The 25,560-nt window shown below is 62.1% G+C and carries 28 protein-coding genes; 17 read left to right on the forward strand and 11 right to left on the reverse strand.

Features of this window, described 5'->3' with window-relative positions; all coding sequences use genetic code 11:
* Positions 1-70: 70 nt before the first annotated feature.
* Positions 71-472 (reverse strand): GFA family protein, encoded by a 402-nt coding sequence (locus tag ABID19_RS31010; protein ID WP_354494398.1) that lies wholly within the window; start codon positions 470-472, stop codon positions 71-73.
* Between the two features lie 162 nt (positions 473-634).
* On the opposite strand from ABID19_RS31010, the gene ABID19_RS31015 reads away from it, so the two are divergent.
* The 4 genes from ABID19_RS31015 to ABID19_RS31030 all read left to right on the forward strand — a co-directional run bounded on the left by ABID19_RS31015 (position 635) and on the right by ABID19_RS31030 (position 3,632).
* Positions 635-1,420 carry a TlyA family RNA methyltransferase gene (locus tag ABID19_RS31015; RefSeq protein WP_354494400.1) on the forward strand — a complete coding sequence of 262 codons (786 nt, stop codon included), beginning with the start codon at positions 635-637 and terminating at the stop codon, positions 1,418-1,420.
* Between the two features lie 5 nt (positions 1,421-1,425).
* The gene (locus ABID19_RS31020) at positions 1,426-2,667 is read left to right on the forward strand and encodes a class I SAM-dependent RNA methyltransferase (protein WP_354494402.1); all 1,242 of its coding nucleotides are present in this window, start codon (positions 1,426-1,428) and stop codon (positions 2,665-2,667) included.
* Between the two features lie 97 nt (positions 2,668-2,764).
* Positions 2,765-3,133: an antitoxin Xre/MbcA/ParS toxin-binding domain-containing protein gene (locus tag ABID19_RS31025; protein WP_354494403.1), complete on the forward strand. Its 369-nt coding sequence runs from the start codon at positions 2,765-2,767 to the stop codon at positions 3,131-3,133.
* Positions 3,126-3,632 carry an RES family NAD+ phosphorylase gene (locus tag ABID19_RS31030; RefSeq protein ID WP_354494405.1) on the forward strand — a complete coding sequence of 169 codons (507 nt, stop codon included), beginning with the start codon at positions 3,126-3,128 and terminating at the stop codon, positions 3,630-3,632. The genes ABID19_RS31025 and ABID19_RS31030 overlap by 8 nt, the downstream gene beginning before the upstream one ends.
* On the opposite strand, the gene ABID19_RS31035 is transcribed toward ABID19_RS31030, so the two are convergent.
* The 3 genes from ABID19_RS31035 to ABID19_RS31045 form a co-directional block, all read right to left on the reverse strand.
* Positions 3,607-3,885: an AbrB/MazE/SpoVT family DNA-binding domain-containing protein gene (locus ABID19_RS31035; protein WP_435528781.1), complete on the reverse strand. Its 279-nt coding sequence runs from the start codon at positions 3,883-3,885 to the stop codon at positions 3,607-3,609. The two genes, ABID19_RS31030 and ABID19_RS31035, sit on opposite strands and share 26 nt — an antisense overlap.
* Before the next feature lie 37 nt (positions 3,886-3,922).
* Positions 3,923-5,335 (reverse strand): metalloprotease TldD, encoded by a 1,413-nt coding sequence (tldD, locus tag ABID19_RS31040; RefSeq protein WP_354494407.1) that lies wholly within the window; start codon positions 5,333-5,335, stop codon positions 3,923-3,925.
* A gap of 141 nt (positions 5,336-5,476) precedes the next feature.
* On the reverse strand, positions 5,477-6,049 hold the full coding sequence (locus ABID19_RS31045; protein ID WP_354494408.1) for an invasion associated locus B family protein: 573 nt from the start codon (positions 6,047-6,049) through the stop codon (positions 5,477-5,479).
* A gap of 374 nt (positions 6,050-6,423) precedes the next feature.
* Between ABID19_RS31045 and coxB the strand changes: the two genes are divergently transcribed.
* The 11 genes from coxB to rnhA all read left to right on the forward strand — a co-directional run bounded on the left by coxB (position 6,424) and on the right by rnhA (position 15,723).
* On the forward strand, positions 6,424-7,308 hold the full coding sequence (coxB, locus tag ABID19_RS31050) for a cytochrome c oxidase subunit II (RefSeq protein WP_354494409.1): 885 nt from the start codon (positions 6,424-6,426) through the stop codon (positions 7,306-7,308).
* A 37-nt stretch (positions 7,309-7,345) separates the two neighbouring features.
* Positions 7,346-8,998, forward strand: a complete 1,653-nt coding sequence (gene ctaD, locus ABID19_RS31055) for a cytochrome c oxidase subunit I (RefSeq protein WP_095486177.1) — start codon at positions 7,346-7,348, stop codon at positions 8,996-8,998.
* A gap of 76 nt (positions 8,999-9,074) precedes the next feature.
* Positions 9,075-10,016: a heme o synthase gene (locus ABID19_RS31060; protein WP_354494411.1), complete on the forward strand. Its 942-nt coding sequence runs from the start codon at positions 9,075-9,077 to the stop codon at positions 10,014-10,016.
* 2 nt (positions 10,017-10,018) lie between these two features.
* The gene (locus tag ABID19_RS31065; RefSeq protein ID WP_077381685.1) at positions 10,019-10,180 is read left to right on the forward strand and encodes a hypothetical protein; all 162 of its coding nucleotides are present in this window, start codon (positions 10,019-10,021) and stop codon (positions 10,178-10,180) included.
* Between the two features lie 8 nt (positions 10,181-10,188).
* Positions 10,189-10,830, forward strand: coding sequence for a cytochrome c oxidase assembly protein (locus ABID19_RS31070; protein WP_354494413.1), 642 nt, complete (start codon positions 10,189-10,191; stop codon positions 10,828-10,830).
* 1 nt (position 10,831) lies between these two features.
* On the forward strand, positions 10,832-11,713 hold the full coding sequence (locus ABID19_RS31075) for a cytochrome c oxidase subunit 3 (RefSeq protein WP_354494415.1): 882 nt from the start codon (positions 10,832-10,834) through the stop codon (positions 11,711-11,713).
* 81 nt (positions 11,714-11,794) lie between these two features.
* On the forward strand, positions 11,795-12,181 hold the full coding sequence (locus tag ABID19_RS31080; RefSeq protein ID WP_354494417.1) for a DUF983 domain-containing protein: 387 nt from the start codon (positions 11,795-11,797) through the stop codon (positions 12,179-12,181).
* On the forward strand, positions 12,178-12,975 hold the full coding sequence (locus ABID19_RS31085; protein WP_354494419.1) for an SURF1 family protein: 798 nt from the start codon (positions 12,178-12,180) through the stop codon (positions 12,973-12,975). Before ABID19_RS31080 ends, ABID19_RS31085 begins: the two co-directional genes overlap by 4 nt.
* A 239-nt stretch (positions 12,976-13,214) precedes the next feature.
* Positions 13,215-14,225, forward strand: a complete 1,011-nt coding sequence (gene ispH / locus ABID19_RS31090; RefSeq protein WP_354494420.1) for a 4-hydroxy-3-methylbut-2-enyl diphosphate reductase — start codon at positions 13,215-13,217, stop codon at positions 14,223-14,225.
* A gap of 5 nt (positions 14,226-14,230) precedes the next feature.
* Positions 14,231-15,193: a homoserine kinase gene (locus tag ABID19_RS31095; RefSeq protein ID WP_354494422.1), complete on the forward strand. Its 963-nt coding sequence runs from the start codon at positions 14,231-14,233 to the stop codon at positions 15,191-15,193.
* Positions 15,190-15,723 carry a ribonuclease HI gene (gene rnhA, locus ABID19_RS31100; protein WP_354494424.1) on the forward strand — a complete coding sequence of 178 codons (534 nt, stop codon included), beginning with the start codon at positions 15,190-15,192 and terminating at the stop codon, positions 15,721-15,723. The genes ABID19_RS31095 and rnhA overlap by 4 nt, the downstream gene beginning before the upstream one ends.
* A gap of 19 nt (positions 15,724-15,742) precedes the next feature.
* Here the strand turns inward: rnhA and ABID19_RS31105 are convergent, their stop codons facing one another.
* The 3 genes from ABID19_RS31105 to ABID19_RS31115 form a co-directional block, all read right to left on the reverse strand.
* Positions 15,743-16,219 (reverse strand): DUF2938 domain-containing protein, encoded by a 477-nt coding sequence (locus tag ABID19_RS31105; RefSeq protein ID WP_354494426.1) that lies wholly within the window; start codon positions 16,217-16,219, stop codon positions 15,743-15,745.
* Positions 16,220-16,339: 120 nt separating this feature from the next.
* Positions 16,340-16,822 (reverse strand): peroxiredoxin, encoded by a 483-nt coding sequence (locus tag ABID19_RS31110; RefSeq protein ID WP_354494427.1) that lies wholly within the window; start codon positions 16,820-16,822, stop codon positions 16,340-16,342.
* 121 nt (positions 16,823-16,943) lie between these two features.
* Positions 16,944-17,750, reverse strand: coding sequence for a protein-disulfide reductase DsbD domain-containing protein (locus ABID19_RS31115; RefSeq protein ID WP_354494429.1), 807 nt, complete (start codon positions 17,748-17,750; stop codon positions 16,944-16,946).
* Between the two features lie 169 nt (positions 17,751-17,919).
* Here ABID19_RS31115 and ABID19_RS31120 point away from each other — a divergent pair, with 169 nt between their 5' ends.
* Positions 17,920-18,528, forward strand: a complete 609-nt coding sequence (locus tag ABID19_RS31120) for a YqgE/AlgH family protein (RefSeq protein WP_354494431.1) — start codon at positions 17,920-17,922, stop codon at positions 18,526-18,528.
* Positions 18,529-18,534: 6 nt separating this feature from the next.
* On the opposite strand, the gene ABID19_RS31125 is transcribed toward ABID19_RS31120, so the two are convergent.
* Genes ABID19_RS31125 through thrC form a run of 4 tightly spaced genes read right to left on the reverse strand, consistent with a single transcriptional unit; the run spans position 18,535 to position 24,743 of the window.
* Complete coding sequence (locus ABID19_RS31125) at positions 18,535-21,423, reverse strand: EAL domain-containing protein (RefSeq protein ID WP_354494433.1); 2,889 nt, start codon at positions 21,421-21,423, stop codon at positions 18,535-18,537.
* Between the two features lie 3 nt (positions 21,424-21,426).
* Positions 21,427-22,023 carry a GNAT family N-acetyltransferase gene (locus tag ABID19_RS31130; RefSeq protein ID WP_352938616.1) on the reverse strand — a complete coding sequence of 199 codons (597 nt, stop codon included), beginning with the start codon at positions 22,021-22,023 and terminating at the stop codon, positions 21,427-21,429.
* Positions 22,024-22,038: 15 nt separating this feature from the next.
* The gene (locus ABID19_RS31135) at positions 22,039-23,331 is read right to left on the reverse strand and encodes a M16 family metallopeptidase (protein ID WP_354494435.1); all 1,293 of its coding nucleotides are present in this window, start codon (positions 23,329-23,331) and stop codon (positions 22,039-22,041) included.
* Positions 23,332-23,345: 14 nt separating this feature from the next.
* Entirely contained in the window at positions 23,346-24,743 is a 1,398-nt protein-coding gene (gene thrC, locus ABID19_RS31140) for a threonine synthase (RefSeq protein WP_354494437.1), read from the reverse strand.
* A 128-nt stretch (positions 24,744-24,871) separates the two neighbouring features.
* On the opposite strand from thrC, the gene ABID19_RS31145 reads away from it, so the two are divergent.
* Positions 24,872-25,549 carry a hypothetical protein gene (locus ABID19_RS31145; RefSeq protein ID WP_354494439.1) on the forward strand — a complete coding sequence of 226 codons (678 nt, stop codon included), beginning with the start codon at positions 24,872-24,874 and terminating at the stop codon, positions 25,547-25,549.
* Positions 25,550-25,560 lie beyond the last annotated feature (11 nt).

A 25,560-nucleotide genomic window follows, 5' to 3' on the forward strand; every position in this document is an offset into this window, starting at 1 on the left:
GGTGTTTTGCTTGCAGTGTCTCTTGGCACCGGCAGTCGAATGTTGAGCCTCGCGGACAATCTTCTAGAAGCTAGAACCACATATCGCGCACGCATCGACCATCGCGCGGCAAGTCCTCGAATTTATAGAGGCCATCGAAGTGGTCGATTGGGAGGTCGGCGACGGCATCAGGTGGCGCAAGCCTCACATTGACGGCGATTCGAGTACGACGAGGGTCATTGGAGCGCAGACCGCGCCAGGCCAGAACGCAGGCGCATGTCGGACAGAACAGAATCTCGAGCGACGGCGCATCCTTTCCGGCGCGCGTATAAGAGCTCACCGGTCCCCCAAGGCGGATGCGCTCCTCGACATAATCGTAAGCCCACAGAGCGCCATAGCGGCGGCAAAGCGTGCAATTGCAGGCTGTGATCGGGCCGGGATCGCCTTCCAAGGTCCAGTGGGCCGCGCCACAATGGCAGGTTCCGGTCAGCATCCGTCGTCCTCCACGTTCCGGCAGCAAAACGGCATATTGTTCCTAACATTGTGGCGGACGCATTTGCGATAATCAAACAGTTACGGGCGGCCTGATCGCCGCTTTCCGAAGATGTTCGTTGTCTTCCCTTGCCTTCGTGACCGGCTTTCGCCATGAAAGCCGATGAACTCCCCTTTGCCAGCCAGCACACGCCAGCGGCTCGACGAACTGCTCGTCACGCGCGGCCTGTTCCCAAGCCGCTCTCGTGCCCGTGACGCGATCGAGCGCGGCACGGTGATGGTCGATGGCGTCATCGCCCGCAAGCCCGGCCAGACCGTCTTGGCGGATTGCCTTATCGTCATCGATGATCCGGCGCAGGGTTACGTGTCGCGCGCGGCGCTGAAGCTGATCGCCGGGCTCGACCATTTCGGCCTCGATCCCGCCGGCAGCGAAGCGCTCGACGTCGGCGCCTCGACCGGCGGCTTCACTCAGGTCTTGCTTGAACGCGGCGCGGCACATGTCACGGCGATCGACGTCGGCCATGGCCAGATCCATCCGGATATCGCTGGTGATCCGCGCGTGACGGTGATCGAGGGCCTGAATGCCCGTGATCTTTCGGCGGCCGATCTTGCGGATCGCATTCCGGATTTCATCGTCTGTGACGTCAGCTTCATCTCGCTGAAACTGGCGCTGCCGCCTGCGCTCGCCATTGCAAGGAGCGGCGCCAGAGCAATATTTCTGGTCAAGCCGCAATTCGAGGCGGGTCGTGAGGCGATCGGCAAGGGCGGCTTGCTCAAAGACCCCTACGATGCCGCGCGGGTTGCCGGCCTGCTGCAGGATTGGCTCGACGGCATCCCCGGCTGGCGCTCGCTGGGCCTGCTTCTGTCGCCAATCGAGGGCGGCGACGGCAATCGCGAATTCCTGCTCGCCGGGAGCAAGGACGCCAGAGCCGAGAACAGGGGGATCTGAGGCCGATGAACGCGCGCTTCACGATCACAAGACTGGGCTCCCAGGGCGACGGCGTTGCCGAGACTGAAACCGGCGAACTTTTCATTCCGTTCACGCTGCCCGGTGAAACCGTCACCGCAGCGCGCGAAAAGGATCGCGCCACGCTGATGTCGGTAGTGGAAGCGTCGCCGCTTCGCATTGACCCCGCCTGCCGGCATTTCACCGAATGCGGCGGCTGCGCCATCCAGCATCTCGAGGCCGAAACCTATCATCAATGGAAGCGCGACAAGGTTGCGCATGCGCTGAACAGCAAGGGCATCGCCTGCGACATTGACCCGCTGGTGCCGTGCGCGCCGCAGACGCGCCGGCGCGTCGTGTTCACCGCCCGACGGAGCGGAGACGGCATGCTTCTCGGATTCGTTCGCGCGCTGTCGTCGGAAATCATTTCCATCGAGGAATGCCCGATCTCGCTGCCCGAGATCGTCGCAAGCCTCGACCGTCTGAAAGCACTCGCCGAATTGGTTTGCGCAACGACGAAATCGTTCCGCATGACGGTCACGGTGACCGGTTCTGGCCTCGATGTCGCAGTTCACGAGTCCGGCAAGCTTGGCGAGAACCAGCGGCGCGTCGCCTCCAACTTCGTCATCGCTCAGGGGCTGGCCAGACTTTCGATCGACGGCGAAATCATCATCGAGCCCAAAAAACCGGTGGTGCTGTTCGGTGGCGTCGCTGTTGCGGTGCCGCCGGGCGCCTTCCTGCAGGCCACCGAGGCGGCTGAGCAGGCGATGGCGGACATCGTCGGCCGGCACCTCGCTCGCGCCAAAAAGGTCGCCGATCTCTTCGCCGGCTGCGGCAGCTTTGCGCTACGCCTCGCCGCGAAGTCGGAAGTCCACGCGGTGGAGGGTGACGCGCCGGCCCTTGCAGCTCTCGACCGCGCCTTTCGTTTCGCCAGCGGTCTGAAGCGGGTGACCAGCGAACGCCGCGACCTGTTCCGGCGGCCGCTGACTTTCAAGGAGCTGAATGCCTTCGACGGCGTCGTCTTCGATCCACCCCGCGCCGGCGCCGAGGACCAGTCGAAGCAGATCGCCCGTTCCGATGTGCCGCTGGTCGCCGCAGTCTCCTGCAATTCGGTGACGCTGGCGCGCGATCTGCGCATCCTCATCGACGGTGGCTATGCACTGAAAAGCGTGACGCCGATCGACCAGTTCTTGTGGTCGCCGCATGTCGAGGCCGTCGCGCTGTTGGAGAAGCCGAGGCGAAGACGATAGGCTGGCAGGAATGCAAGTTGGCATCCGTTGAGCTTGAATTGCGCCTCGATTGAGCATATTTTGATGAGGTGTTGTCAAAATGCGGTAGGAAATCGCCATGGCAGTAGCCCTCGACATTCCAGCGTCGCGCTTCGGCGAGGAGCGCACGCCATTTCTCTCGGCAAGGCGGGTTGCCGAACTGCTCGGCGTCAACCTGACGGAACTGGCAGGCCTGATCGGTGTCGCGCGCAACACGCTTGCCGCCAAGACCGGTGCGCGCAAGGTCGACGCCGCACTTAGTCCCGTCGTTCGCATTCTGGCAATGGCGGGTGAAATGGCCGGCAATGAGCAGCGTGCGGCGATCTGGTTCAAGCATCAGCCGATCCCCGGCTGGGCGGGCAAGACCGCCTACGATCTGGTTCGGGAAGGCAAGACGGACAAGGTGCTTGCCTATCTGGAGGCAGTCCGCTCCGGCATCTATGCCTGAAATCAGGCTGAGCCTATGGCGTGCCTTCGTACCGCGTTGGGCGCATCTGCCGCTTTCCGGCGAGGGGGCTGCTCGCTTCGGCGGACGCTGGAATCCACTGGGCGCCCCGACGATCTATGCGGCACGGGAACTGTCCACTGCCTGGGCCGAATACAATCAGGGCTTCGTCCAGCATCCGGCGTTGATCGCCCAGTTCGAACTTTCAGGCGCGCGACTGGCCGACCTGACGGACGACTATACGCTGGCCGAACTCGGGATAACTACGAACATTCATCGGTGTGAGTGGCGCGACATACTGGATCGAGACCTTGTGCCAGAGACGCACAGGCTAAGAGATCGCCTGCTTGCCGATGGGCTGCATGGCGTGATTTACCCATCCTTCATGTCGCCCGGCGGCACATGCGTTGCGCTCTGGCGCTGGAACGAGGACGACGCCCCGCGCCTTGGCGTCGTCGATCCCGATCATCGCCTGCCTAAAACACCGGCGTCATGGCTTTAAGGCAGTTCGAACTGACCGAGCATCCATTTCCTCCAGCGGTCTTCGGTCTGCCTCTATGCGACAGGGATCCGAACACGTCCTCCGGCCGCGTGGCGGTAAACGCCGGTGCAGGCTTTAGCAGCACGCCCTCCGGGGTATCCTCGACCAGAAGGCGTGTGCCTGCGCCCCATTTTCTCCGCTTCCGGATCGAGCTGGGTAGGGCGACCTGACCCTCGGTCGAGATGATTAATACGAGCTTTTTCTCGGCGGCCATCAAGGCGTATCCTTAGTAAGTCAGAGGGATGCTTCCATCAAACCCTTGTCCCGCCGACCGTCATCTGGTTCATCCTGAGGTGCGGCTGGCCGACGCCGACCGGTACGCCCTGTCCTGATTTGCCGCACATGCCGATACCGGTGTCGAGCTTCATGTCGTTGCCGATCATCGAAACGCGGTGCATGGCGTCAGGCCCATTGCCGATCAGCATGGCGCCCTTGATCGGCTGCGTCACCTTGCCGTTCTCGATCATGTAGGCCTCGGTGCAGCCGAACACGAACTTGCCCGAGGTGATGTCGACCTGGCCGCCGCCGAAGGAAACGGCATAGATGCCGTTCTTGACCGAGGCGATGATTTCGTCCGGCTCCATGTCGCCTGATGTCATGTAGGTGTTGGTCATGCGCGGCATCGGCTGGTGGGCATAGCCTTCGCGCCGTCCGTTGCCGGTGGCGTTCATGCCCATCAGCCGGGCGTTCTGGCGATCCTGCATATAGCCGACAAGCTTGCCGTCCTCGATCAGCACGTTGCGGGCCGAAGGTGTGCCTTCGTCATCGACGGTCAGCGAGCCGCGCCGTTCGGCCATGGTACCGTCGTCGACGACGGTCACACCTTTCGCGGCCACCTGCTGGCCCATCAGCCCGGCGAAGGCCGATGTCTTCTTGCGATTGAAGTCGCCTTCCAGCCCGTGGCCGACGGCCTCGTGCAGCATGACGCCCGGCCAGCCGCTGGACAGGACGATGTCGAAGGTGCCGGCGGGCGCCGGAATGGCCTCGATGTTGACCAGCGCTTGCCGCAGCGCCTCCTTGGCCGCGTGCTTCCAGCTCTCCTCGACCAGGAATTCGCCAAACGCCTTGCGTCCGCCCATGCCGTAGGAGCCGCTCTCCTGGCGGTCGCCATTGCCGACCACCACCGACACGTTGATCCTGACCAGCGGGCGGATGTCGCGCATCACCTGGCCGTCGGCGCGCACGATCTCGACATGTTGCCAGGAGGCGGCGAGCGAAGCCGTCACCTGCCGCACGCGCGAATCCTCGGCCCGCAGCCACGCATCGATTTCCTGAAGGAGCTTAGCCTTGGCCTCGAAGGAGGGCGAGGGGATCGGGTTCTCGTCACCATAGAGATGGCGGTTGGTGCGGGCGGGTGCTGCGGCAAGCGTGCCGGAATAGCCGCCCTTGACCGTCGAGACGGCGTCGGCGGCGCGCAGCAGCGATGCTTCGGAAAGATCGCTGGAATGCGCGTAGCCACTGGCTTCGCCGGCGACGGCACGCAGGCCAAAACCCTGGTCGGTGTTGAAATTGGCGGTCTTGAGCCGGCCATTGTCGAACATCAGCGCTTCGCTTTCGCTGTATTCGAGAAACAACTCGCCGTCGTCGGCGCCGTTAATGGTGTCGGCGACGATCTGCTTGATGCGATCGTCGGAAATGTCGAATTGGCCGATCAGGCTGTTCATGGCAGGTCCGTCCGTGGAAAGAGATTGTCCTCACGATGTAGGCGCGAAGGTGCGCCCAGACAATCGGCAATGACCACTGTCATCGCTTAAGCCGGTCACAATCTCTTTTCGTTGGTAAGGATTTTGGGATTCTGACCAGGTTCAAGGCAGGGCGGCAAAACCGTCGGCGAAACCCTTGAGCTCGACCGGAATGCCGATGCCTTCCTCCGGCGTCTGGAAGACGATGAAGGTAGCCGATGTTCCGGTCTTCAGCGTGTCGAGCAGCGGCTTTTCGAGAATGACCTCGGCGTAGCAGCCGTCCTGGAAGCAGCGCACGAAATAGGCCCGTCCGATGTCCTTGCCGTCGACATTGAGGCCGAGTCCATTGGGCAGCAGTACGCCGAGCGGCGCCAGCACGCGCAGGATTTCGGCCTTGTTGTCAGCGGTGCGCAGCACGACGACGGAAAGCCCCATCTCGGGACGGTCCTCGGCGACGACGTTCTGCATCATCACGCATTGTTCTGATGTGGCGCCGGCCGGCGTGTCGCAGATGATCGACCACGCGCCATGCGTCGACCGCACCTTGCCGCTTGGCTGCGCGGCATTGGCCTGGCTGACGCCGGACAGGCCAATGCCAGACAAGCCGCTGGACACGGCGGCGAGAAAGATGACCTTCGCCAAGCTTCTCGAAAGTCCAAGCCTCGAAGGCCTCAGTCCCCAAAGCCAAGAGTTCATGACGGCTCCATTGCGAATCACGGCACTTTAAGCCGCGCCAAGGGCAAGTAAAGGACGAGACCACTGCCGGTCCGCTTCGACCAAAGCAATTATGCGCTTTTCCGTGCCAAATTCGCCCGAATTGCGACCGCCCGGCGCATTTTGCCGGGACACTCCGCCGCTAGGGCTTCCGCGATCGGCCCACGCCGAGGCCGCTGCCAAAAGACGCAGCCGCGCTTGCGCGCAAAAATGCCGCACGGTTTCCTCCGCTCCTTTCTTGCAGAGGCAAATAGAGTATGGTTTGAACCAGCCTCGGGACTGTCCGGGATTCCCGTCCCGGCGTTGTTCGATATTCTTGCGGTCCGATCGCGAGGAACTGGGAGATAATGAGGGCAATGAGAAAATTCCTAGCAGGCGCCAAATTCTCAGCAAGCGTTTGGGCCGCTGCCACGCTGTTCACTGGTGCATCCGCCCATGCCGCCCAGCCTGCGCCGTGGGAGGTGACCTTCCAGCCCGCCGCCACCGACATGATGCGGCAGATCGCCTGGTTCGAGCACTACACGCTGTGGTTCATCGTGCCGATCACCCTCTTCGTGCTCGCTCTTATCGCCTATTGCATCGTGAAATTCCGCGCCAGCGTCAATCCGACCCCGTCGCGCACCAGCCACAACACGCTGATCGAGGTGATCTGGACGGTCGGGCCGGTCGTAATTCTGCTCTGTCTCGCCATCCCTTCGTTTCAGCTTCTGACCGCGCAATACACGCCGCCGGAAGAAGCCAAGCTGACCGTCAAGGCGACCGGCAACCAGTGGAACTGGGACTACGAATACCAGACCGAAAACACACTTTCCTTCAATTCGGCGATCCTGGCGGATTCTGACCGCGCCGCGGCCGGCAAGGAAGATCGTGGCGTTTATCCGCGCCTGCTCGCCGTCGACAACGAGATGGTGGTGCCGGTCAACACCATGACCCGCGTGCTGGTGACGGCGGCAGACGTGATCCACGCCTTTGCCATGCCGTCCTTCGGCATCAAGACCGACGCGGTTCCGGGCCGCATCAACGAGGTCTGGTTCAAGGCGGAAAAGGAAGGCCTCTATTACGGCCAGTGTTCGGAGCTCTGCGGCAAGGACCACGCCTTCATGCCGATCGCGATCCGCGTCGTCTCCGACGCCCAGTACAAGACCTGGCTGGCGGCAGCCGGCACCGACCTTCCCGGCGCCAACAAGGCGCTGATGGCCGAGGTCGACAGCAAAGATAAGGTAGCGGCCGCCGGCAACTGATGCCGCGACCAGAAAAGATCAGGGAACGGAGCCGAACATGGCAGACGCTGCAGCTCACGACGATCACGACCATAAGCCGTATCACGGCTGGGTCCGGTGGGTGTATTCTACCAACCACAAGGATATCGGGACGCTCTATCTGATCTTCGCGATCATGGCCGGCTGCGTCGGCGGTGCCCTTTCGGTCGTCATGCGCATGGAACTGCAGGAGCCGGGAATCCAGATCTTCACCGGTCTGGCGCAGATGGTCTACGGCTTGAACGCCGACGCTGCGCTCGACGGCGGCAAGAGCATGTACAACGCCTTCACCACCGCGCATGCGCTGATCATGATCTTCTTCATGGTCATGCCGGCGCTGATCGGCGGCTTCGCCAACTGGATGGTGCCGATCATGATCGGCGCGCCGGACATGGCTTTCCCGCGCATGAACAACGTTTCGTTCTGGTTGCTGCCACCGGCGTTCATCCTGCTGATCATCTCGGCCTTCGTGCCGAGCGCGCCTGGCGCGTATGGCGTCGGCGGCGGCTGGACGATCTATCCGCCGCTATCGACATCGGGTCAGCCGGGACCGGCGATGGATCTTGCGATCCTGTCGCTGCACATTGCCGGCGCATCGTCGATCCTCGGCGCCATCAATTTCATCACCACCATCTTCAACATGCGCGCGCCCGGCATGACGCTGCACAAGATGCCGCTGTTCGCCTGGTCGGTGCTGATCACCGCTTTCCTTCTGCTGTTGTCGCTTCCAGTTCTGGCCGGCGGCATCACCATGCTTTTGACCGACCGCAATTTCGGCACCACCTTCTTCGCGCCGGATGGCGGTGGCGACCCGATCCTGTTCCAGCATCTGTTCTGGTTCTTCGGGCACCCGGAAGTCTACATCCTGATCCTGCCGGGCTTCGGCATCGTCAGCCATATCGTCTCGACTTTCTCTAAGAAGCCCATCTTCGGCTATCTCGGCATGGCCTATGCCATGGTCGCGATCGGTGCGGTCGGCTTCATCGTCTGGGCGCATCACATGTACACGACCGGCCTGTCGCTCGACACGCAGCGCTATTTCGTCTTCGCCACCATGGTTATCGCGGTGCCGACGGGCGTGAAGATATTCTCGTGGATCGCCACCATGTGGGGCGGGTCGATTTCGCTCAAGACCCCGATGCTGTGGGCGATCGGCTTCATCTTCCTGTTCACCGTCGGCGGCGTTACCGGCGTCCAGCTTGCCAATGCCGGTCTCGACCGCCCGCTGCACGACACCTATTACGTGGTCGCACATTTCCACTATGTGCTGTCGCTGGGCGCGGTCTTTGCCATCTTCGCCGGCTGGTACTACTGGTTCCCGAAGATGACCGGCTACATGTATTCGCCTGTTATCGCCAACACCCACTTCTGGGTCACCTTCGTCGGCGTCAACCTCGTCTTCTTTCCGCAGCATTTCCTCGGCCTCTCCGGCATGCCGCGTCGCTACATCGACTATCCCGATGCGTTTGCCGGCTGGAACATGGTGTCCTCCTACGGGTCGTACATCTCGGCTGTCGGCGTGGTCATCTTCCTCTATGGCGTGTTCGAGGCCTTCCAGAAGAAGCGGGTAGCCGGCGCCAATCCATGGGGCGAGGGTGCGACGACGCTCGAATGGCAGCTGCCTTCGCCGCCGCCTTTCCACCAGTGGGAACAGCTGCCGAAGATCAAATAGGCTTCTGCCTGGACGAATACGGAACCGCCGGTCCGCCGGCGGTTTTGGCCAACGGAATAATGGACTTTAAGTACGCATGGCCCTTGTCGACGACACATTGACTGACGAACCGGGCTTTCGCATGTCGGAAGCAACGGCGGGCGATTTCTTCGCCCTGTTGAAGCCTCGCGTCATGTCGCTGGTGGTGTTCACCGCCTTTGTCGGCCTGGTCGCGGCTCCTGTGACCATAAATCCGCTTCTGGCGGTGGTCGCCATCCTGGCTATTGCCATTGGTGCTGGCGCCTCGGGCGCGCTCAACATGTGGTATGACGCCGACATCGATGCAGTGATGACCAGGACCGCCGGCCGTCCGGTGCCGGCTGGCCGCATCCGGCCCGGCGAGGCACTGAGTTTCGGCCTGGTGTTGTCGGTGCTGTCGGTGATGACGCTCGGCGTGCTGGTCAACTGGTTGTCGGCGACGCTCCTGGCCTTCACCATCTTTTTCTATGCCGTCGTCTATACGATGTGGCTGAAGCGCTGGACGCCGCAGAACATTGTCATCGGCGGTGCTGCCGGCGCTATTCCGCCGGTGATCGGCTGGGCCGCGGTGACCGGAACGGTCAGCCTGGAAAGCGTCGTCCTGTTCCTGATCATCTTCCTGTGGACGCCGCCGCATTTCTGGGCGCTCGCTCTCTTCAAGTCGCAGGACTATGCCAGGGCCGGCATCCCGATGATGCCGAATGTCGCCGGCCAAGCTTCGACCCGACGCCAGATCTTCGCCTACGCGCTAATCCTTGCGCCGGTTGGCGTGCTGCCATGGGTGCTTGGTTTCACCACACCCGTCTACGGCGTCGCTGCGGTGCTGCTTGGCGCCGGCTTCGTCTGGTATGCGTGGAAAGTGCTGCAGATGGCGGACGACGACGCTGTGATGAAGCCGGCCAAGGCATTGTTCGGTTACTCGCTGCTCTATCTCTTCGCCATCTTCGCCATCTACCTTGCCGATTGCGTCATCGGGCGCGTGCTGGCTGGCGGAGCATGATCATGGCCGACAAGAAGCTTGAACTCGTCACGCTGACGGAACGCCAGCAGAAGGCCCGGCGCAACCGCTCGGTAGCCATCGGCCTGGCGCTGGCGGTGCTTGTCGTCATCTTCTATATCGCGACCGTCGTTAAGTTCGGTCACAACCTCACCGGAACGATGTGAGGCTCAAGATGAATCGCCAAACAGCGACCCATCCTCAAAAGAAGAACACCAACCGCATCGTCGCCGGCGTCTGCATCGCCTTTTTCGGCGGCATGATCGGCATGGCCTATGCCGCGGTGCCGCTCTACGCGATGTTCTGTCAGGCGACCGGTTACGGCGGCACCGTGAGACGTGCAACGCAGCAATATGCCGACCGCGTACTCGACCGCGACATCACCATCCGCTTCGACGCCAACACAGCCGGCGTGCCCTGGCAGTTCGAGCCGGTCGCCCGTTCGGTCACCATCAAGATAGGCGAGACGGCCCAGGCGCATTACAGCGCGACCAACAAGTTCAACCGCGCCACCACCGCTCGCGCGACCTTCAATGTGCAGCCGGAACTGGCGGGATCTTACTTCAACAAGGTCGAGTGCTTCTGCTTCACCGACACGACGCTGAAGCCTGGCGAGACGCTGGACATGCCGGTCGTGTTCTATGTAGATCCCGACATCGTCAACGCGCCGGAGCTGAAGGACTTGAAGACGATCACCCTGTCCTACACGATGTTCCCGGTCGAGAAGAACGAGAAGAACAAGCCGGTGGCGTCGTCAGTGCCGGCCGAAGGCACAAGCAACAAAGTTCCACATACCGAAGGAAGCCTCGGGGGTTGATATGGCAGACGCGCACGCAAGACCACAACATGACTACCATCTCGTCGACCCGAGCCCGTGGCCGTTCCTTGGCTCGGTTGGTGCGCTGGTCACCGCGATCGGCGGCGTCTGTTACATGCAGTATCTCAAGGGCGGCGATTTCCCCATCTTCGGCTTCAACATCGCCAATCCCTGGCTGTTCTACATCGGCCTCTTGATCGTCATCTACACGATGTACGCCTGGTGGTCGGACACCATCAAAGAAGCGCATGAAGGCCACCACACACGTGTCGTGTCGCTGCATCTGCGCTACGGCATGATCATGTTCATCGCTTCCGAGGTGATGTTCTTCGTCGCCTGGTTCTGGGCGTTCTTCGACGCCAGCCTGTTTCCCGGCGAGGCACAGCAATACGCCCGCGCCGCCTTCACCGGCGGTGTCTGGCCACCCAAGGGCCTCGAGGTCCTCGACCCGTTCCACCTGCCGCTCTACAACACCGTCATCCTGCTTCTGTCGGGCACTACGGTGACCTGGGCGCACCACGCGCTGCTTCATGGCGACCGCAAGGGGTTGATCAACGGCCTGGTGCTGACCGTTGGCCTAGGCATGCTGTTCACCATGGTGCAGGCTTACGAGTACATGCACGCGCCGTTCGGCTTCAGGGATTCGATCTACGGCGCCACCTTCTTCATGGCGACCGGCTTCCACGGCTTCCACGTCATCATCGGCACCATTTTCCTGCTGGTCTGCCTGGTCCGCGCGATGAAGGGCGATTTCACGCCAAAGCAGCATTTCGGCTTCGAGGCCGCCGCCTGGTACTGGCACTTCGTCGACGTGGTCTGGCTGTTCCTGTTCGCGTCCATCTATGTCTGGGCTTCGGCCGGCGCGGTGATCGAAGGCCACTGAAATCTTTTTGAAGAATTGAGGGGGCGGCTGCGGCGACGTGGCCGCCTTATCTTTTGGAGCGAAGGGCACTAAGGTGTCGGTATGAGCGACGACAAGGCGATCTGGCCACCGGTCGATCCGATTTCGGCCGGCCTGCACGGCCGCTGCCCGCGCTGTGGCGAGGGACGACTGTTTTCCGGCTTTCTCACCGTCGGCAAGCGCTGCGCTAATTGCGGTCTCGACTATTCCTACGCCGATGCCGGTGACGGGCCGGCAGTGTTCGTCATCCTGATCATCGGCTTCGTCGTCGTCGGGCTGGCGTTGTGGATGGAGGTGACGCTTGGTCCGCCGCTCTGGCTGCATCTCGTGCTGTGGATACCGCTGACACTGGTGCTATGCCTTGGGGCGCTCAGGCTGATCAAGGGCGTGCTCTTGACCCTGCAATATCGCAATAAGGCAGCCGAGGGCAGGCTGGATCTCGGCGAATGAACACGACATCCGATTCGGTCGCGGGCCGTTCGCGGTCGAAGATGGCATTGCTGCTTGGCCTCGGCCTCGTGCTGTTCGTCATTCTGCTGGCGCTCGGCACCTGGCAAGTTCAGCGCCTGTACTGGAAAGAGGGTCTTCTCCAGACCATAAACGAGCGCACGCATTCGGCGCCTGTGCCGTTGGCGGAAGTCGAAAAGCGGTTTGCCGCCACCGGCGATGTCGACTACATGCCGGTGACCGTGACCGGTACTTTCCTGCATGAGGGCGAGCGACATTTCTTCGCGACCTGGCAGGGCCAGTCCGGCTTCGATGTCTTCACCCCATTACATCTTGAGGATGGCCGCTTCGCCCTGATCAATCGCGGCTTCGTGCCCTACGATTTCAAGGATGCGGCCAAGCGCCCGCAAAGCCAGGGTGCGGGCCCGTTGACGGTGAAGGGGCTCGCCCGCAACCCGCTGCCGGCGAAGCCATCGATGATGCTTCCAGACAATGATCCGCGAAAGAACATCTTTTACTGGAAGGATCGCGATGCGATGGCGGCAAGCGCGAGCCTGCCGGCCGGCGCGGGACTGGTTCCATTCTTCATCGACGCGGACGCCACGCCGAACCCGGGCGGGCTGCCGGTCGGCGGCGTTACGATCATCGACCTGCCGAACAGCCATTTGCAATATGCCGTAACCTGGTACGGCCTTGCCGCTGCCCTTGCCGGCGTCCTCATCTTCATGCTTCGCCGCCCGGCGAAAGACGCATCGGCCCGAAAATCGGAATCGATTTTCGGAAAGCACGATGCGTAGTTTGAAAGTGTCAGAGCAATTCCAGGAAAAGTGTGAACGATTTTCCGTCCGGAATTGCGTTGAAACAAAGAGGTAGAGCCGTTCCACGAACGGCTCTACAGCGTACTTTGTGCGCCCATTCGGACGCACGTCGCTCTAATGATCACGATCGGCGCCCTTGACAGGGCAGGGGTGCGCCCCTCATTTCGCGCCTTGAGTTCGAGACTTGAGTTCACGATACGACCAACCGGCCGGGAATCATGCTTCACACGACCACAAAGCCACCGCTGACGATAAGGCTCTGCCAGCCCAGGGGCTTTTGCGCCGGCGTCGACCGCGCCATTCAGATCGTCGTGCTGGCGCTGAAGAAATACGGGGGGCCGGTCTATGTCCGCCACGAGATCGTGCACAATCGCTACGTGGTCGAGGGATTGCAAAGCCTCGGTGCGGTGTTCATCGAGGAGCTGTCCGAGATACCGGCGGAGCATCGCCAAAGTCCGGTCGTCTTTTCGGCGCATGGCGTGCCGAAGTCGGTGCCGGCGGACGCGCAGGCGCGCGATCTCTTCTATCTCGACGCCACCTGCCCACTAGTTTCGAAGGTTCACAAGCAGGCGATGCGCCATCAGCGGCTTGGCCGCCACGTCCTTCTGATCGGCCATGCCGGCCACCCCGAAGTGATCGGCACGATGGGGCAATTGCCGGATGGCGCCGTTACCTTGATCGAGACCGAAGCCGACGCCGCGAAATTGGTGCCCGCCGACCCGCAGGCGCTCGGTTTCGTCACCCAGACGACGCTCTCGGTCGAGGATACCGCCGGCATCATCCGCGTGCTTAAGGATCGTTTTCCCGATCTGCATGCGGCGGCCGCGGAATCGATCTGCTATGCCACCACCAACCGCCAGGAGGCGGTCAAGGAGACCGCCGCTGGTGCCGATCTCTTCCTGATCGTCGGCGCCCCCAACTCCTCCAATTCGCGGCGTCTTGTCGAAGTGGCCGAACGCGCCGGCGCCTCGATGTCACTCCTTGTACAGCGCGCCTCCGAAATTCCGTGGACTGACATTGCCGGCATCTCGACGCTCGGCCTGTCGGCAGGTGCCTCAGCGCCGGAAATCATTGTTGACGAGATCATCGACGCCTTCCGGCAGCGCTTCAACGTGACGATCGAGCTGGCGGTGACGGCCACTGAAACGGAGGATTTTCCGGTGATGCGGGTGCTACGCGACGTCGAACTGACGGCGGCCGACATGGCCTTCGTCAACGGGGCCGCGTAAGGTCCATGGCGGTCTATACCGACGTCAATGAAAGTGAGCTCGGCGCGTTCCTGAAGGCCTATCCGGTCGGCGATCTCCTGTCCTACAAGGGCATCGCCGAAGGCACTGAGAACTCGAATTTCCTGCTGCACACCACCAGCGGCTCCTACATCCTGACGCTCTACGAAAAGCGCGTCGACAAGGCCGACCTACCGTTCTTCCTCGGCCTCATGGGCCATCTCGCCAGGAAGGGCATTTCGTGCCCGCTTCCGGTGACCGCGCAGGATGGCGAGGTGATCGGAACGCTTGCAGGCCGGCCGGCGGTCATCATCACCTTCCTCGAAGGTCTTTCGCTGCGGCGGCCGACGGCAGCGCATTGCGGTGAGGTCGGCAAGGCGCTGGCGCAACTCCATCTTGCCGGCGCGGATTTCCCGATGACCCGCCCCAATGCCCTTGCCATCGACGGCTGGCGCAAGCTGTGGAACGCGTCCCACGCGCGCGCCGACGAGGTCGAACCGGGACTGGCGGCTGAAGTCGACGCCGACTTCGCCGATTTCGAGCGGAATTGGCCCAAAGGCCTGCCGGAAGGCATCATCCATGCAGATCTTTTCCCAGACAATGTCTTCTTCCTCGGCGAGAAACTGTCCGGACTGATCGACTTCTATTTCGCCTGCAACGATCTCTACGCCTATGATGTCGCCACCTGCCTCAATGCCTGGTGCTTCGAGAAGGATTTTTCCTTCAACCTGACCAAGGGCACGGCGCTGCTTGCCGGCTACCAAAGCGTGCGGCCCTTGAGCGGCGAGGAGAAAGCGGCGCTGCCGATGCTGGCGCGCGGCTCGGCGCTGCGTTTCATGCTGACCCGGCTTTACGACTGGCTGACTGTTGCCAATGGCGGGCTGGTCATCAAACGCGACCCGACCGAATATATCAGGCGGATGCGTTTCCACCGGGCGATCAAATCTCCTTCCGAATACGGACTGACATGACCAAGCGCGTTGAAATCTTCACCGATGGTGCCTGTTCGGGCAATCCGGGGCCTGGCGGCTGGGGTGCGGTCCTGCGCTTCAACGGCGTCACGAAAGAACTGTCGGGCGGCGAGGCTGCTACCACGAACAATCGCATGGAACTTTTGGCTGCCATCTCGGCGCTCAATGCGCTGAAAGAACCCTGTGCCGTCGATCTTTACACCGACAGCAACTACGTCAAGGACGGTATTTTCAGCTGGATCGACGGCTGGAAGCGCAACGGCTGGAAGACGGCCGCCAGGCAGCCGGTGAAGAATGTCGAACTGTGGCAGGCCCTCGACGAGGCGCGCAATCGCCACCAGGTCATATGGCATTGGGTCAAGGGCCATGCCGGTCATCCGGAAAACGAGCGTGCCGACGAACTGGCGCGGCTCGGCATGGCGCCGTTCAAGAACAAGCCGGTCAGGCCCGCGTCCGTTTCGGCTAGGGAAAGCACCCAAGCCAAGCAGCCGGCTGGCAAGAAAGTGCGCCGCTCGACCCAGAGCTACTGACGAGTCTGGTCCGCCGTATTCAGCGGATCAGCAGCGCCGTGCCGAAAAGCCCGAGCGCAAACACCGTATGCGACACCAGATTGAGGGCGCGGATCTGCATGGGGTTGGGGCGCTTCGATGCGGCCCAGCCGGCGCCCATGCCGGGCGCCAACAGGAACCAGCCGGCGCCCACGGTGACGATGCCGAGGATGAAGGCCGGCAGGAATGTCGGCGCGGCCAGCCAGCCCGTTCCCGCCACCACGACCAGGATGACGCCGTAGACTATGCCGACAAAATAGTGGAACGCCCAGCCCAGCGCCGATTCCTGCGCGTAGGGTGCCGCCTTGCCAATGTCGTCGTGGAAGACTTTGTCACGCAAATGCCAGACCCAGCGACCGACCAGCCCCCAGTTCGGCCGCGGCTGGGCAAACACCGTGTTCAGGAAAATCGCCCATAGGTCCATGAGTGCTGTGGCGCCGATGCCGATCGCCACAGCGCGCCAGAAGATGTCAAACATCGAGGTCCCCCAAAACAGGCAATCCTAATGCATGTCGCCCGAACGTGTGCAGCGGTGTTAGGAGAACGACATGCAATGATTTCTTTAAACGCGACGCGCTTTAACAGCCCAAGCGGAAATCTAAAGCTGTCCGAGAATATGAGCGGCCCCGGATTCGTCCACGCCGGGCTTTGTTTCGACATTGAGCGCAGTGACCTTGCCGTCGTCGACGACCATCGAGAACCGTTTCGAACGCAGTCCCATGCCGCCGCCGGAGAGGTCGGCGTCGAGGCCGATCGACTTGGCGAAGTCGCCATTGCCGTCGGCAAGATAGAGAATCTTGCCTTCGCCGCCGCTGAAGCGGGCCCAAGCCCCCATGACGTGAACGTCGTTGACGGCAACCACGGCGATGGTGTCGACGCCGCGCGCCAGGATGGCGTCGTAATTATCCAGGTAGCCAGGCAGATGATTGTTGCTGCACGTCGGCGTGAAAGCGCCTGGAACGGCGAACAGCACTACCTTCTTTCCCGAGAAAATCTCGGCCGTCGTGATCGGTTTTGCCCCGTCGGCAGTCATCGTCTTGAAGGTCGCTTGGGGCAGTTTGTCGCCAACGGCAATCGTCATGATGGTCCTCATTTGCCAAATGGAAGGGAGTATCCTTGCGATAGCGAACTCAGGCCTTTCCCGCAACCGTCAGGGGCGCCTGGATCATAGGGTGTTCGAACTGAACATCCTCTGATCGGTATCAAGGGAATGGCAGCAGTCCCTCGACCGCGCCGGCTCCAGTTGTCAGCGTGTAGTAAAGTCCGCCATCCGTCGGCGTTGTCGTCGGCCTGTCGAGGATCGGCACGGTGAACACCAGCTTGCCGTCCTTTTCACTGCGAGCCGGCACGCCGAACATGTAATCCCGCTCGCCCGCAACGAAGAAATCCGCCGCCTCCGGATTGCCCGGAAAGCTCGCCTCGACAATCAGTGTCTCGTGGTCGCCCGGCAGGACGTCGACGCCGAAATCGGGCCTTGCGGGGACAGGCAGGGTTGCCAGCGCCGCCTTCACCAGCGCAGCGTCTTCGACATTGTCCGGATCGGAGGCCGGATCGACGGTCAGCTTCGTCTGTACCGGGATGCAGATCGTCTCGCAAATGCCGAGAAAGATGTCGGCGTCGATGACAGCTGGCTCGTTCGGCGCCGACAGCGTGAACGTCACCGGCAGCGAAACCGGATGGTCATAGCCGGCCCATTTGCCGTAGCCTTCGTCGTGGCGCTGGGGCGGCGGAAACGAAAGCGTCGCGTTGGCAATGTTGGTGCTGGCCGAGATATCGATTTGCGGCGGCACGCCCGCGTCGCCCGGATCGCGCCAGTAGGTTTTCCAGCCGGGCTTGAGCGCAATGTCGAGGACGCCATGGATACGTCCGGCTTCGTCGGGCTTGCCGCTGGTCAGAAGCCGCACTTTGCCGCCTTCGGTGTTGTACCAGATCGACGAGGAGGCTGCGGCGGGAAGGCCGGTTCCACATCCAATGGCAGCGCCGAGCAGCAGGATTTTCAAGCTTTGCATGGCGGTGATTTGAGCGTCCGTTCATGGCTGCGCAATGATTTCATGGCGTCGCTGTTATCATATTTGCGTGACCTCGGGCACGGCTTGGCGTGACCTTAGATGCGCAGCTGAGGTCAAATCGCGCGCGGCGCATCTTTTCGGCGCTCCAGAAACGCGTTACGCTCCCGGTATGGACTTGTTGCGCCACAAGAGGATGGTCGCAGGACGCGGCTTTCTCGACGATCAGTTTCTGATTGCCATGCCTGGCATGAAGGACGACCGCTTCACGCGCTCCGTCATCTACATTTGCGCGCACAGCGACGAAGGCGCGATGGGTCTGATCATCAACCAGACGCAGCAGATGCTGTTTCCGGATCTTCTCGTGCAACTCGGCATCATGAACGAGCAGGAGGCGATCCGCTTGCCCGCGCAGGCCCGCGATTTCGTCGTGCGCAACGGCGGACCGGTGGACCGCAGCCGCGGCTTCGTCCTGCATTCTGGCGACTATCGGGTGGAATCGTCGCTGACCGTCTCCGATGACATCTGCCTGACCGCGACCGTTGACATATTGCGCGCCATTTCGTCCGGCCGCGGCCCCCGGCACGCGCTGATGGCGCTTGGCTATTCGGGCTGGGGCGCGGGCCAGCTGGAAAGCGAAATCGCCGAGAACGGCTGGCTGACCTGCCCGGCAAGTGCGGAACTTCTGTTCGATACCGATATAGAGCGCAAATACGACCGGATTCTCGCTTCGATCGGTATCGACCTCGCGCATCTCAGCCTGGCGGCTGGTCACGCCTGAATTTCATCAAGCCTGAGTCAGCGGATACTGTTCCTTCAGTGTCTTCAGCACCTGATCGCCGGGCATCGGCGCGCCGAACATGAAGCTCTGCACATATTCGCAGCCCATCTGGCGCAGTTCGAGCGCATCGCTTTCGTCCGAAATGCCTTCGGCCACGACCGATAGGCCGAGTTCATGCGCCATATTAACCATGGATTTGAGCAGCACCGCGCGCTTCGGCGTCGCATCATCGACAAAGCTCTTGTCGATTTTGATCGTGTCGAAGGGGAAGCGCGTCAGATAGGCCAGCGACGAGTAACCGGTGCCGAAATCGTCCAGCGACAGGCCGATACCAAGCTTTTTTAGCTTGTTCAGCACATGCGCTGTCTGCTCGGGATTGTCCATCACCAGCGATTCGGTGAGTTCGAGCCGGAAGCAGCGCGGCTTCAGATTGGCTCGCGCGATCACCGAGCGGACGTCGCTGACCAGATCGCGGCGGATGAGCTGACGGCTGGACAGGTTGACCGAAACCGACAGCGGCACGTCGCCGATCTGCTTTTGCCAACCCGCCAGATCTTCGGCGGCCTGTTGCATGGCGAACAAGCCAAGCTGCACGATCAGGCCGCAGCTCTCGGCGACCGGGATGAAATCGCCCGGCGGGATCATGCCGCGGCGCGGATGGTCCCAGCGCAAAAGCGCCTCGAAACCGGCAACACTGCCATCTTCCAGCCGCACGATCGGCTGGTAGGCGAGTGTGAATTCGCGCCGTTCGATGGCGCGGCGCAGGTCGGACTCGAACTGCAGCCGGTCGGTGCCGACGGTGCGGAAGGCGGGGCGGAACGGCTCGATCCTGTCGCCGCCGAAGCGCTTGGCCTGGTGCATGGCAAGCTCGGCGTCCTTGACCATGTCCTCGGCCGAACTCTGCGCCGAGGTCCAGGTGACCAGCCCGATCGAGGCGGTCAGCACGATCTCGCGTTTGGCAAAGGTGATCGGATTGTTGATCGCATGCTTGATGGCGTCGGCGACCGCCGCGATGCGGGCGGGGTCCTGTTCGGAAAGCAGCATCAGCGCGAACTGATCGCCGGCAAAGCGCGACAGCGAATCCTTCGGCTTGAGCAGCCGGTGCAGCCGGCGTGCAATGGTCAGCAGGATCGTATCGCCGGCCGAGATGCCGAGCCCGTCATTGACCTGCTTGAACCGGTCGATGTCGATGACGAAAACGGTTGGGCGTACCTTCTCTTCCGTGCGCGCGATCGAGATGATCGCCTCCAGCCGGTTCATCAGCAATTCCCGGTTCGGCAGGCCGGTCAGATTGTCGTGCACGGCATCGTGCAGCAGCCTCTCTTCCGACTTCTTCTGCTCCGTCACGTCGACCATGGTGCCGACGCAGCGGATGACCTCGCCGTCCGATCCGATCACCGGCCGGGCGCGCAACGAAAACCAGTGATAGTGCCCGTCGGCGCCGCGCAGGCGGAAATTCTGCGACACCCGGCCGCGCCGGTGTTCGAGCACCACGTCAAGCGTGGTGCGGAACGTGTCGCGATCGTCGGCATGCAGCACCGGCAGCCAATTGCGGGCGGCCCCGCCCAGGCTGTCGGGCGCAAGGCCAAGTTGGATACTGACATCCGGCCTGGTGACGACGCGGTCGCGCATCACGTCCCAGTCCCACACCGTGTCGCCCGATCCGGCGACGGCCAGCGCCTGTCGTTCGAGATCGGAGAACAGGCCCTGGTGCAGCGCGCCGCCGGCAAAGGCGTGCTGCATAACGGTGAAGCCGATCAGCAGGATGATGAGGATCAGTCCGCCGCCCAACGCAGGCTGGGCGATGTCGTTGTCGAGCATGCCGGTGATCGCCATCCACGACCCGCATAGCCACAACAAGACCATGACCCAACTGGGCACCAGCATGATGGCACGGTCGTAGCCGCGTATGCCGAGGAAGATGATAAGGCCGAGGCCGGTCAGGGCGGTGGCGGCGAAGGACAGCCTGGCGATGCCGGCGGCGACCGCCGGATCGACGATTGCGACGCCTGCGATCAGCACCAGCCCCAGGATCCAGACCAGCGCACCGTAGCTGAAATGGCCATGCCATCGGTTTAGGTTAAGATAGGCGAACAGGAACACCACGAAGGTCGCCGCAAGCGCCACTTCCGTTCCGGCTCGCCACATTTGCTCGTTGCCGGGCGATATTTCCAGGACCTTGTTGAGAAAGCCGAAATCGATGCAGATATAGGCGAGCACCGCCCAGGCGAGTGCTGCGGTTGCCGGGAACATCGAGGTTCCCTTGACGACGAAAAGGATGGTCAGGAATAGCGCCAGAAGGCCGGCGATGCCGATCACGATGCCGCGAAACAGCGTGTAGGAATTGACCGAGTCCTTGTAGGATTCCGGATCCCACAGATAGACCTGCGGCAGTTTGGGCGAGGCAAGTTCGGCAATGAAGGTGATCACAGTTCCGGGATTCAGCGTCACCCGGAACACATCGGCGTCGGGGCTGGTCTGGCGGTCAAGCGCGAAGCCCTCGCTGGGCGTGATCGCGGCAATGCGGGTCGAGCCGAGATCCGGCCAGAAGATGCCGGAATTCACCAGCCGGAAATGCGGTGCGACGATCAGCCTGTCGAGCTGCTGGTCGGTGGTGTTGGCAAGCGCGAACACCGCCCAGTCGCCGGTCGAGCGCGCATCATTGGCCTCGACCTCGATGCGCCGCACGATGCCATCCGGTCCCGGCGCGGTCGATACCTGGAAATTCTCGCCCTGATTACGGTAGATTTCGACGGCGCCTGAAAGGTCGAGCGCCACGTCGTCGCGAGCGATCTTGATCGGTTCGACCGCGAAGGCCGAGGACGCCGCGCAGAGCGTGACGATTGCCGTCAGGATAAAGGCGAACAGCGACCCGATTCGCAGGAAATTCGTCAAAAATCAGTCCTTCGTTCCCGCGCCCGGCGGATCGTCCTCGATCCGGGCGTAGAGGTAATGGTCCTGCCACATGCCGTTGATCCTGAGATAGGATCGCAGAAGTCCTTCGCGCCGGAATCCGGCTTTTTCAAGCACGCGGATCGACCGGGCGTTGTCGGGAATACAGGCAGCTTCGATCCGGTGCAACCTCAGCGTATCGAAGGCGAAACGCGTCACCAACTTGACCGCGTCGGTCATCAGACCACGGCCGCTGTAGCGCTCGCCGATCCAGTAGCCGATGTGGCCGCTTTGCGCGACGCCGTGGCGAATATTGCCGAGGGTGATTCCGCCGACAAGCTTGCCGCTGTTCTTCTCGAAGATGAAGAAGGCTATGGCCGTTCCCTGCGCGTAATCTTCGCGGTAGCGGCTGAGGCGATGCCGCCAGGCCGTGCGGTCGAGCTCGTCGGGGTTCCATCGCGGCTCCCACGGCTCCAGGAAGGCGCGGCTCTCTCCGCGCAGCACCGACCATTCGCGATAGTCGTTGGTCAGCGGCACGCGCAGCGTGACCCGGTCGCCCTTCAGTGCCGGCAGGTCGCGGCGAAAGAAAGGGAGCGCGAACATGGCGCTTTGATGGGCTTAGCCGGCGAGCTTTCGGGCCGTGGTCTGGGTGCCCGAAAGCGAGTCGAGGATCGCCTCATAGGGAGCGAGTGTGCCCACTGGTCCGACGGCGGTTAGCGTCGGCTTGGTCGAAAACAGTCGTGACGACAGGTCCGTCAGCCGCTCGACCGTCAGCGCCGCCAGCCGTTCCATCAGCTCTTCCTTGGCGATCGGCCGGCCGAACAGAAGCATTTGCCGGGCGATCTGCGAAGCGCGGCTGGCCGGGCTTTCGGCGGACATGATCAGGCCTGCGCGGTACTGGGCGCGCGCCCGGTCGAGTTCTTCCTGCAGTATGTTTTCGCCGGCCTTCTGCAACTCGTCGATGACCACCGGCACCAATTCGGCGATGTCGCTCTGTCCGGTCGCGGCATGGACGCCGAATATGCCGGTGTCGGAAAAACCCCAGTGGAAGGCATAGACCGAATAGCACAGCCCGCGCTTTTCGCGGACCTCCTGGAAAAGACGCGACGACATGCCGCCGCCAAGGATCATCGAAAGGACCTGCGAGGCGTAGAAGTCACGCACATGATAGGCGCGGCCCTCGAACCCCAGCACGATCTGCGCGTCCATCAGGTCGCGGTCCTCGCGGAAATCGCCGCCGACATATTGCGCATATTCCGGCATCGTGTTGTCGGACTTGCTGCGGAAACCGCCGAGATGCTTCTCGACCTCGCGCACGAAATTGTCGTGCTTGATGTCGCCTGCGGCGACGACCACCATGCGCTCGGCGCCATATTGCCGTTCGATGAATTTGTGCAATTGCTTCGAGGTGAACGATTTGACGGTCTCAGGCGTGCCGAGGATGGAGCGTCCGATCGTCTGGTGGCGGAAAGCCGTCTCGGTGAAACGGTCGAAGACGATATCGTCGGGCGTATCGTGCGCGGCGCCGATCTCCTGCAGGATCACATGCTGCTCGCGCTCCAGCTCTTGCGGGTCGAACTCGGATTCCTGCAGGATGTCGGAGAGGATATCGACGGCCAGGGGCACGTCGTCGCTCAGCACCCTGGCATAGTAGGAGGTGGTCTCGACACTGGTAGCGGCATTGATCTCGCCACCGACATCCTCGATTTCCGAGGCAATCTCGAAGGCGCTGCGCCTTCTGGTTCCCTTGAACGCCATATGTTCAAGCAGGTGGGCCATTCCGTGCTCTTCGATACGCTCGTTGCGGGCGCCTGATTTGACCCAGGCGCCAAGAGCGACGGATTCGAGGCTTGGAAGGGTTTCGGTGGCGACTGTCAGGCCGTTCGACAGACGGCTTACCTCAACACCCATATAGCAAATACTCCCTAACTTGCCGCCCGCGTGTGACGGCTAACATAATCTTCCACCATTTTCAGGTCGGATGGAAGTACCGTGTATTTTTCCTCTGACGTCATCAACCCTCCTAGCCATGCGGGCAGGGCAGGCGAGACGCCGCTGGCGGCTTCGACGGCGGCCGGAAACTTCGCCGGATGGGCGGTGCCCAGCACCACCATGGGCACTGCATTGGTGGCCTTGGCAGCTGCAACATGCATGGCCGCGGCCGTGTGCGGGTCGAGCAGATAGCCGCTGGCTGCGAGCGTCGAGCGGATCGTGGCGGCGACTTCGTCCATCGTCGAGCGGCCGGCATCGAATTCGGAGCGGATCCTGGCGATCTCGCCCGCTTCGATGGCAAAGGCGCCGGATTGCTTGAGGCCACTCATATAGCGCCGCACGGCCGAGGCATCGCGGCCTGCCGCCTCGAACAGCAAGCGCTCGAAATTCGACGAGACCTGGATGTCCATCGACGGCGAGGTGGTCGAAAAGACCCCTTTCGTGCGGTATTCGCCGCTCGACAGCGTGCGCGCCAGAATGTCGTTGTCATTAGTCGCGATGATCAGACGCTCGATCGGCAGCCCCATCTTCTTGGCGGCGTAACCAGCGAAGATGTCGCCGAAATTGCCGGTCGGCACCGTGAAGGAAACCGGCCGGTCGGGCGCGCCGAGCGACAGCGCCGATGAGAAATAATAGACGATCTGGGCCATGATGCGGGCCCAATTGATCGAATTGACGCCGGACAGCGACACCCGGTCGCGAAAACCGTGATCATTGAACATGTCCTTCACCAGGCTTTGGCAATCGTCGAAATTGCCTTCGACCGCCAGTGCATGGACGTTTGCGGCGGTGGATGTCGTCATCTGCCGCTGCTGCACCGGCGAGACCTTGCCATGCGGGAACAGGACGAAGATGTCGGTGCGATTGCGCCCGGCGAAAGCGTCGATGGCAGCCCCGCCAGTATCGCCTGATGTAGCGCCGACAATGGTGGCGCGCTGGTCGCGTTCGGCAAGCACATGGTCCATCAGCCGGGCGAGAAGCTGCATGGCGACGTCCTTGAAGGCAAGTGTCGGCCCATGGAAGAGTTCCAGAACGAAGATGTTCGAGCCGGTCTGCACCAGCGGGCAGACCGCCTCGTGGCGGAAGGTCGCATAGGCTTCGCGCACCAAGCGCTCGAACACCGGCATCGCGATCTCATCGCCGAGAAACGGCGACAGCACGCGGATGACTAGGTCAGGATAGGCAAGGCCGCGCATGGCGCGGATCTCTGCCGTCGAAAACTGCGGCCACGTGTCAGGCAGATAAAGGCCGCCATCACGCGCCAGACCTGTCAGCACCGCGTCGGAAAATCCAAGCATGGGCGCTTCGCCGCGGGTACTCACATATCGCATCGTCACATTTCCATTGCTGCCGGGCGGCTTCATCCGCGGCAAAGTGGTTAATTTCGGCACTTGCTCAGTCGCATTTTTGCCGCGCGGTTGATATACGTCACCCGCTTTGCGAGAGGGAAGTGCAGTTGATGGCGTTTCATTCATTCAACGTTCGTCTTGTTGCGGGTCTGGCGCTCACCGGCTTTATGCTTACCGCCGCCGGCTGCCAATCAGGCGGCAACGGCATGCTCGGCTTCGGAAAGAAGGACACGACACCGCCTCCACCTCCGGACCCGAAGGTTCTTGCCAGCCAATTGCAGGCCTATTGTCCGAAAGTGACGCTGCGCGACGGCACCGCTTTCTTCAACACCTATGCCAAGGGCAGTCAGAAGCCCAAGAAAAAAGCCGCCGCTCAGGATGCCGAAGCCGCCGCGCTCGACGCGGGCAGCGAGCAGCAGGATGATTCCGCGAAGATCATCTACCAGGCCTCGATCACCGACGTGACCCGCGACTGCAGCCGCGCCAACGGTTCTTTGTCGATGAAGATCGCGGTCGCCGGCAAGGTCGTTCCGGGACCGATGTTCAGCCCGGGCACGATTACAATGCCGATCCGTGTCGCCGTGATGCATGGCACCGAGGTCCTTTACTCGCAGCTTCACCAACATCAGGTCCAGGTTACCAATCCCTCAAGTGCAACCCAGTTCGTCTTCACCGATTCGAACGTCGTCGTTCCCGAGCCCACTGCGCAGAACTATCAGGCGTTCGCCGGCTATGACGAAGGCCCGGCGAAGAAGACCGACAGGAAGAAGATTGCCGCGGCCGAATAGCGGCGGCGTGA

The organism is Mesorhizobium robiniae, assembly GCF_040545535.1.
GTDB lineage: Bacteria > Pseudomonadota > Alphaproteobacteria > Rhizobiales > Rhizobiaceae > Mesorhizobium > Mesorhizobium robiniae.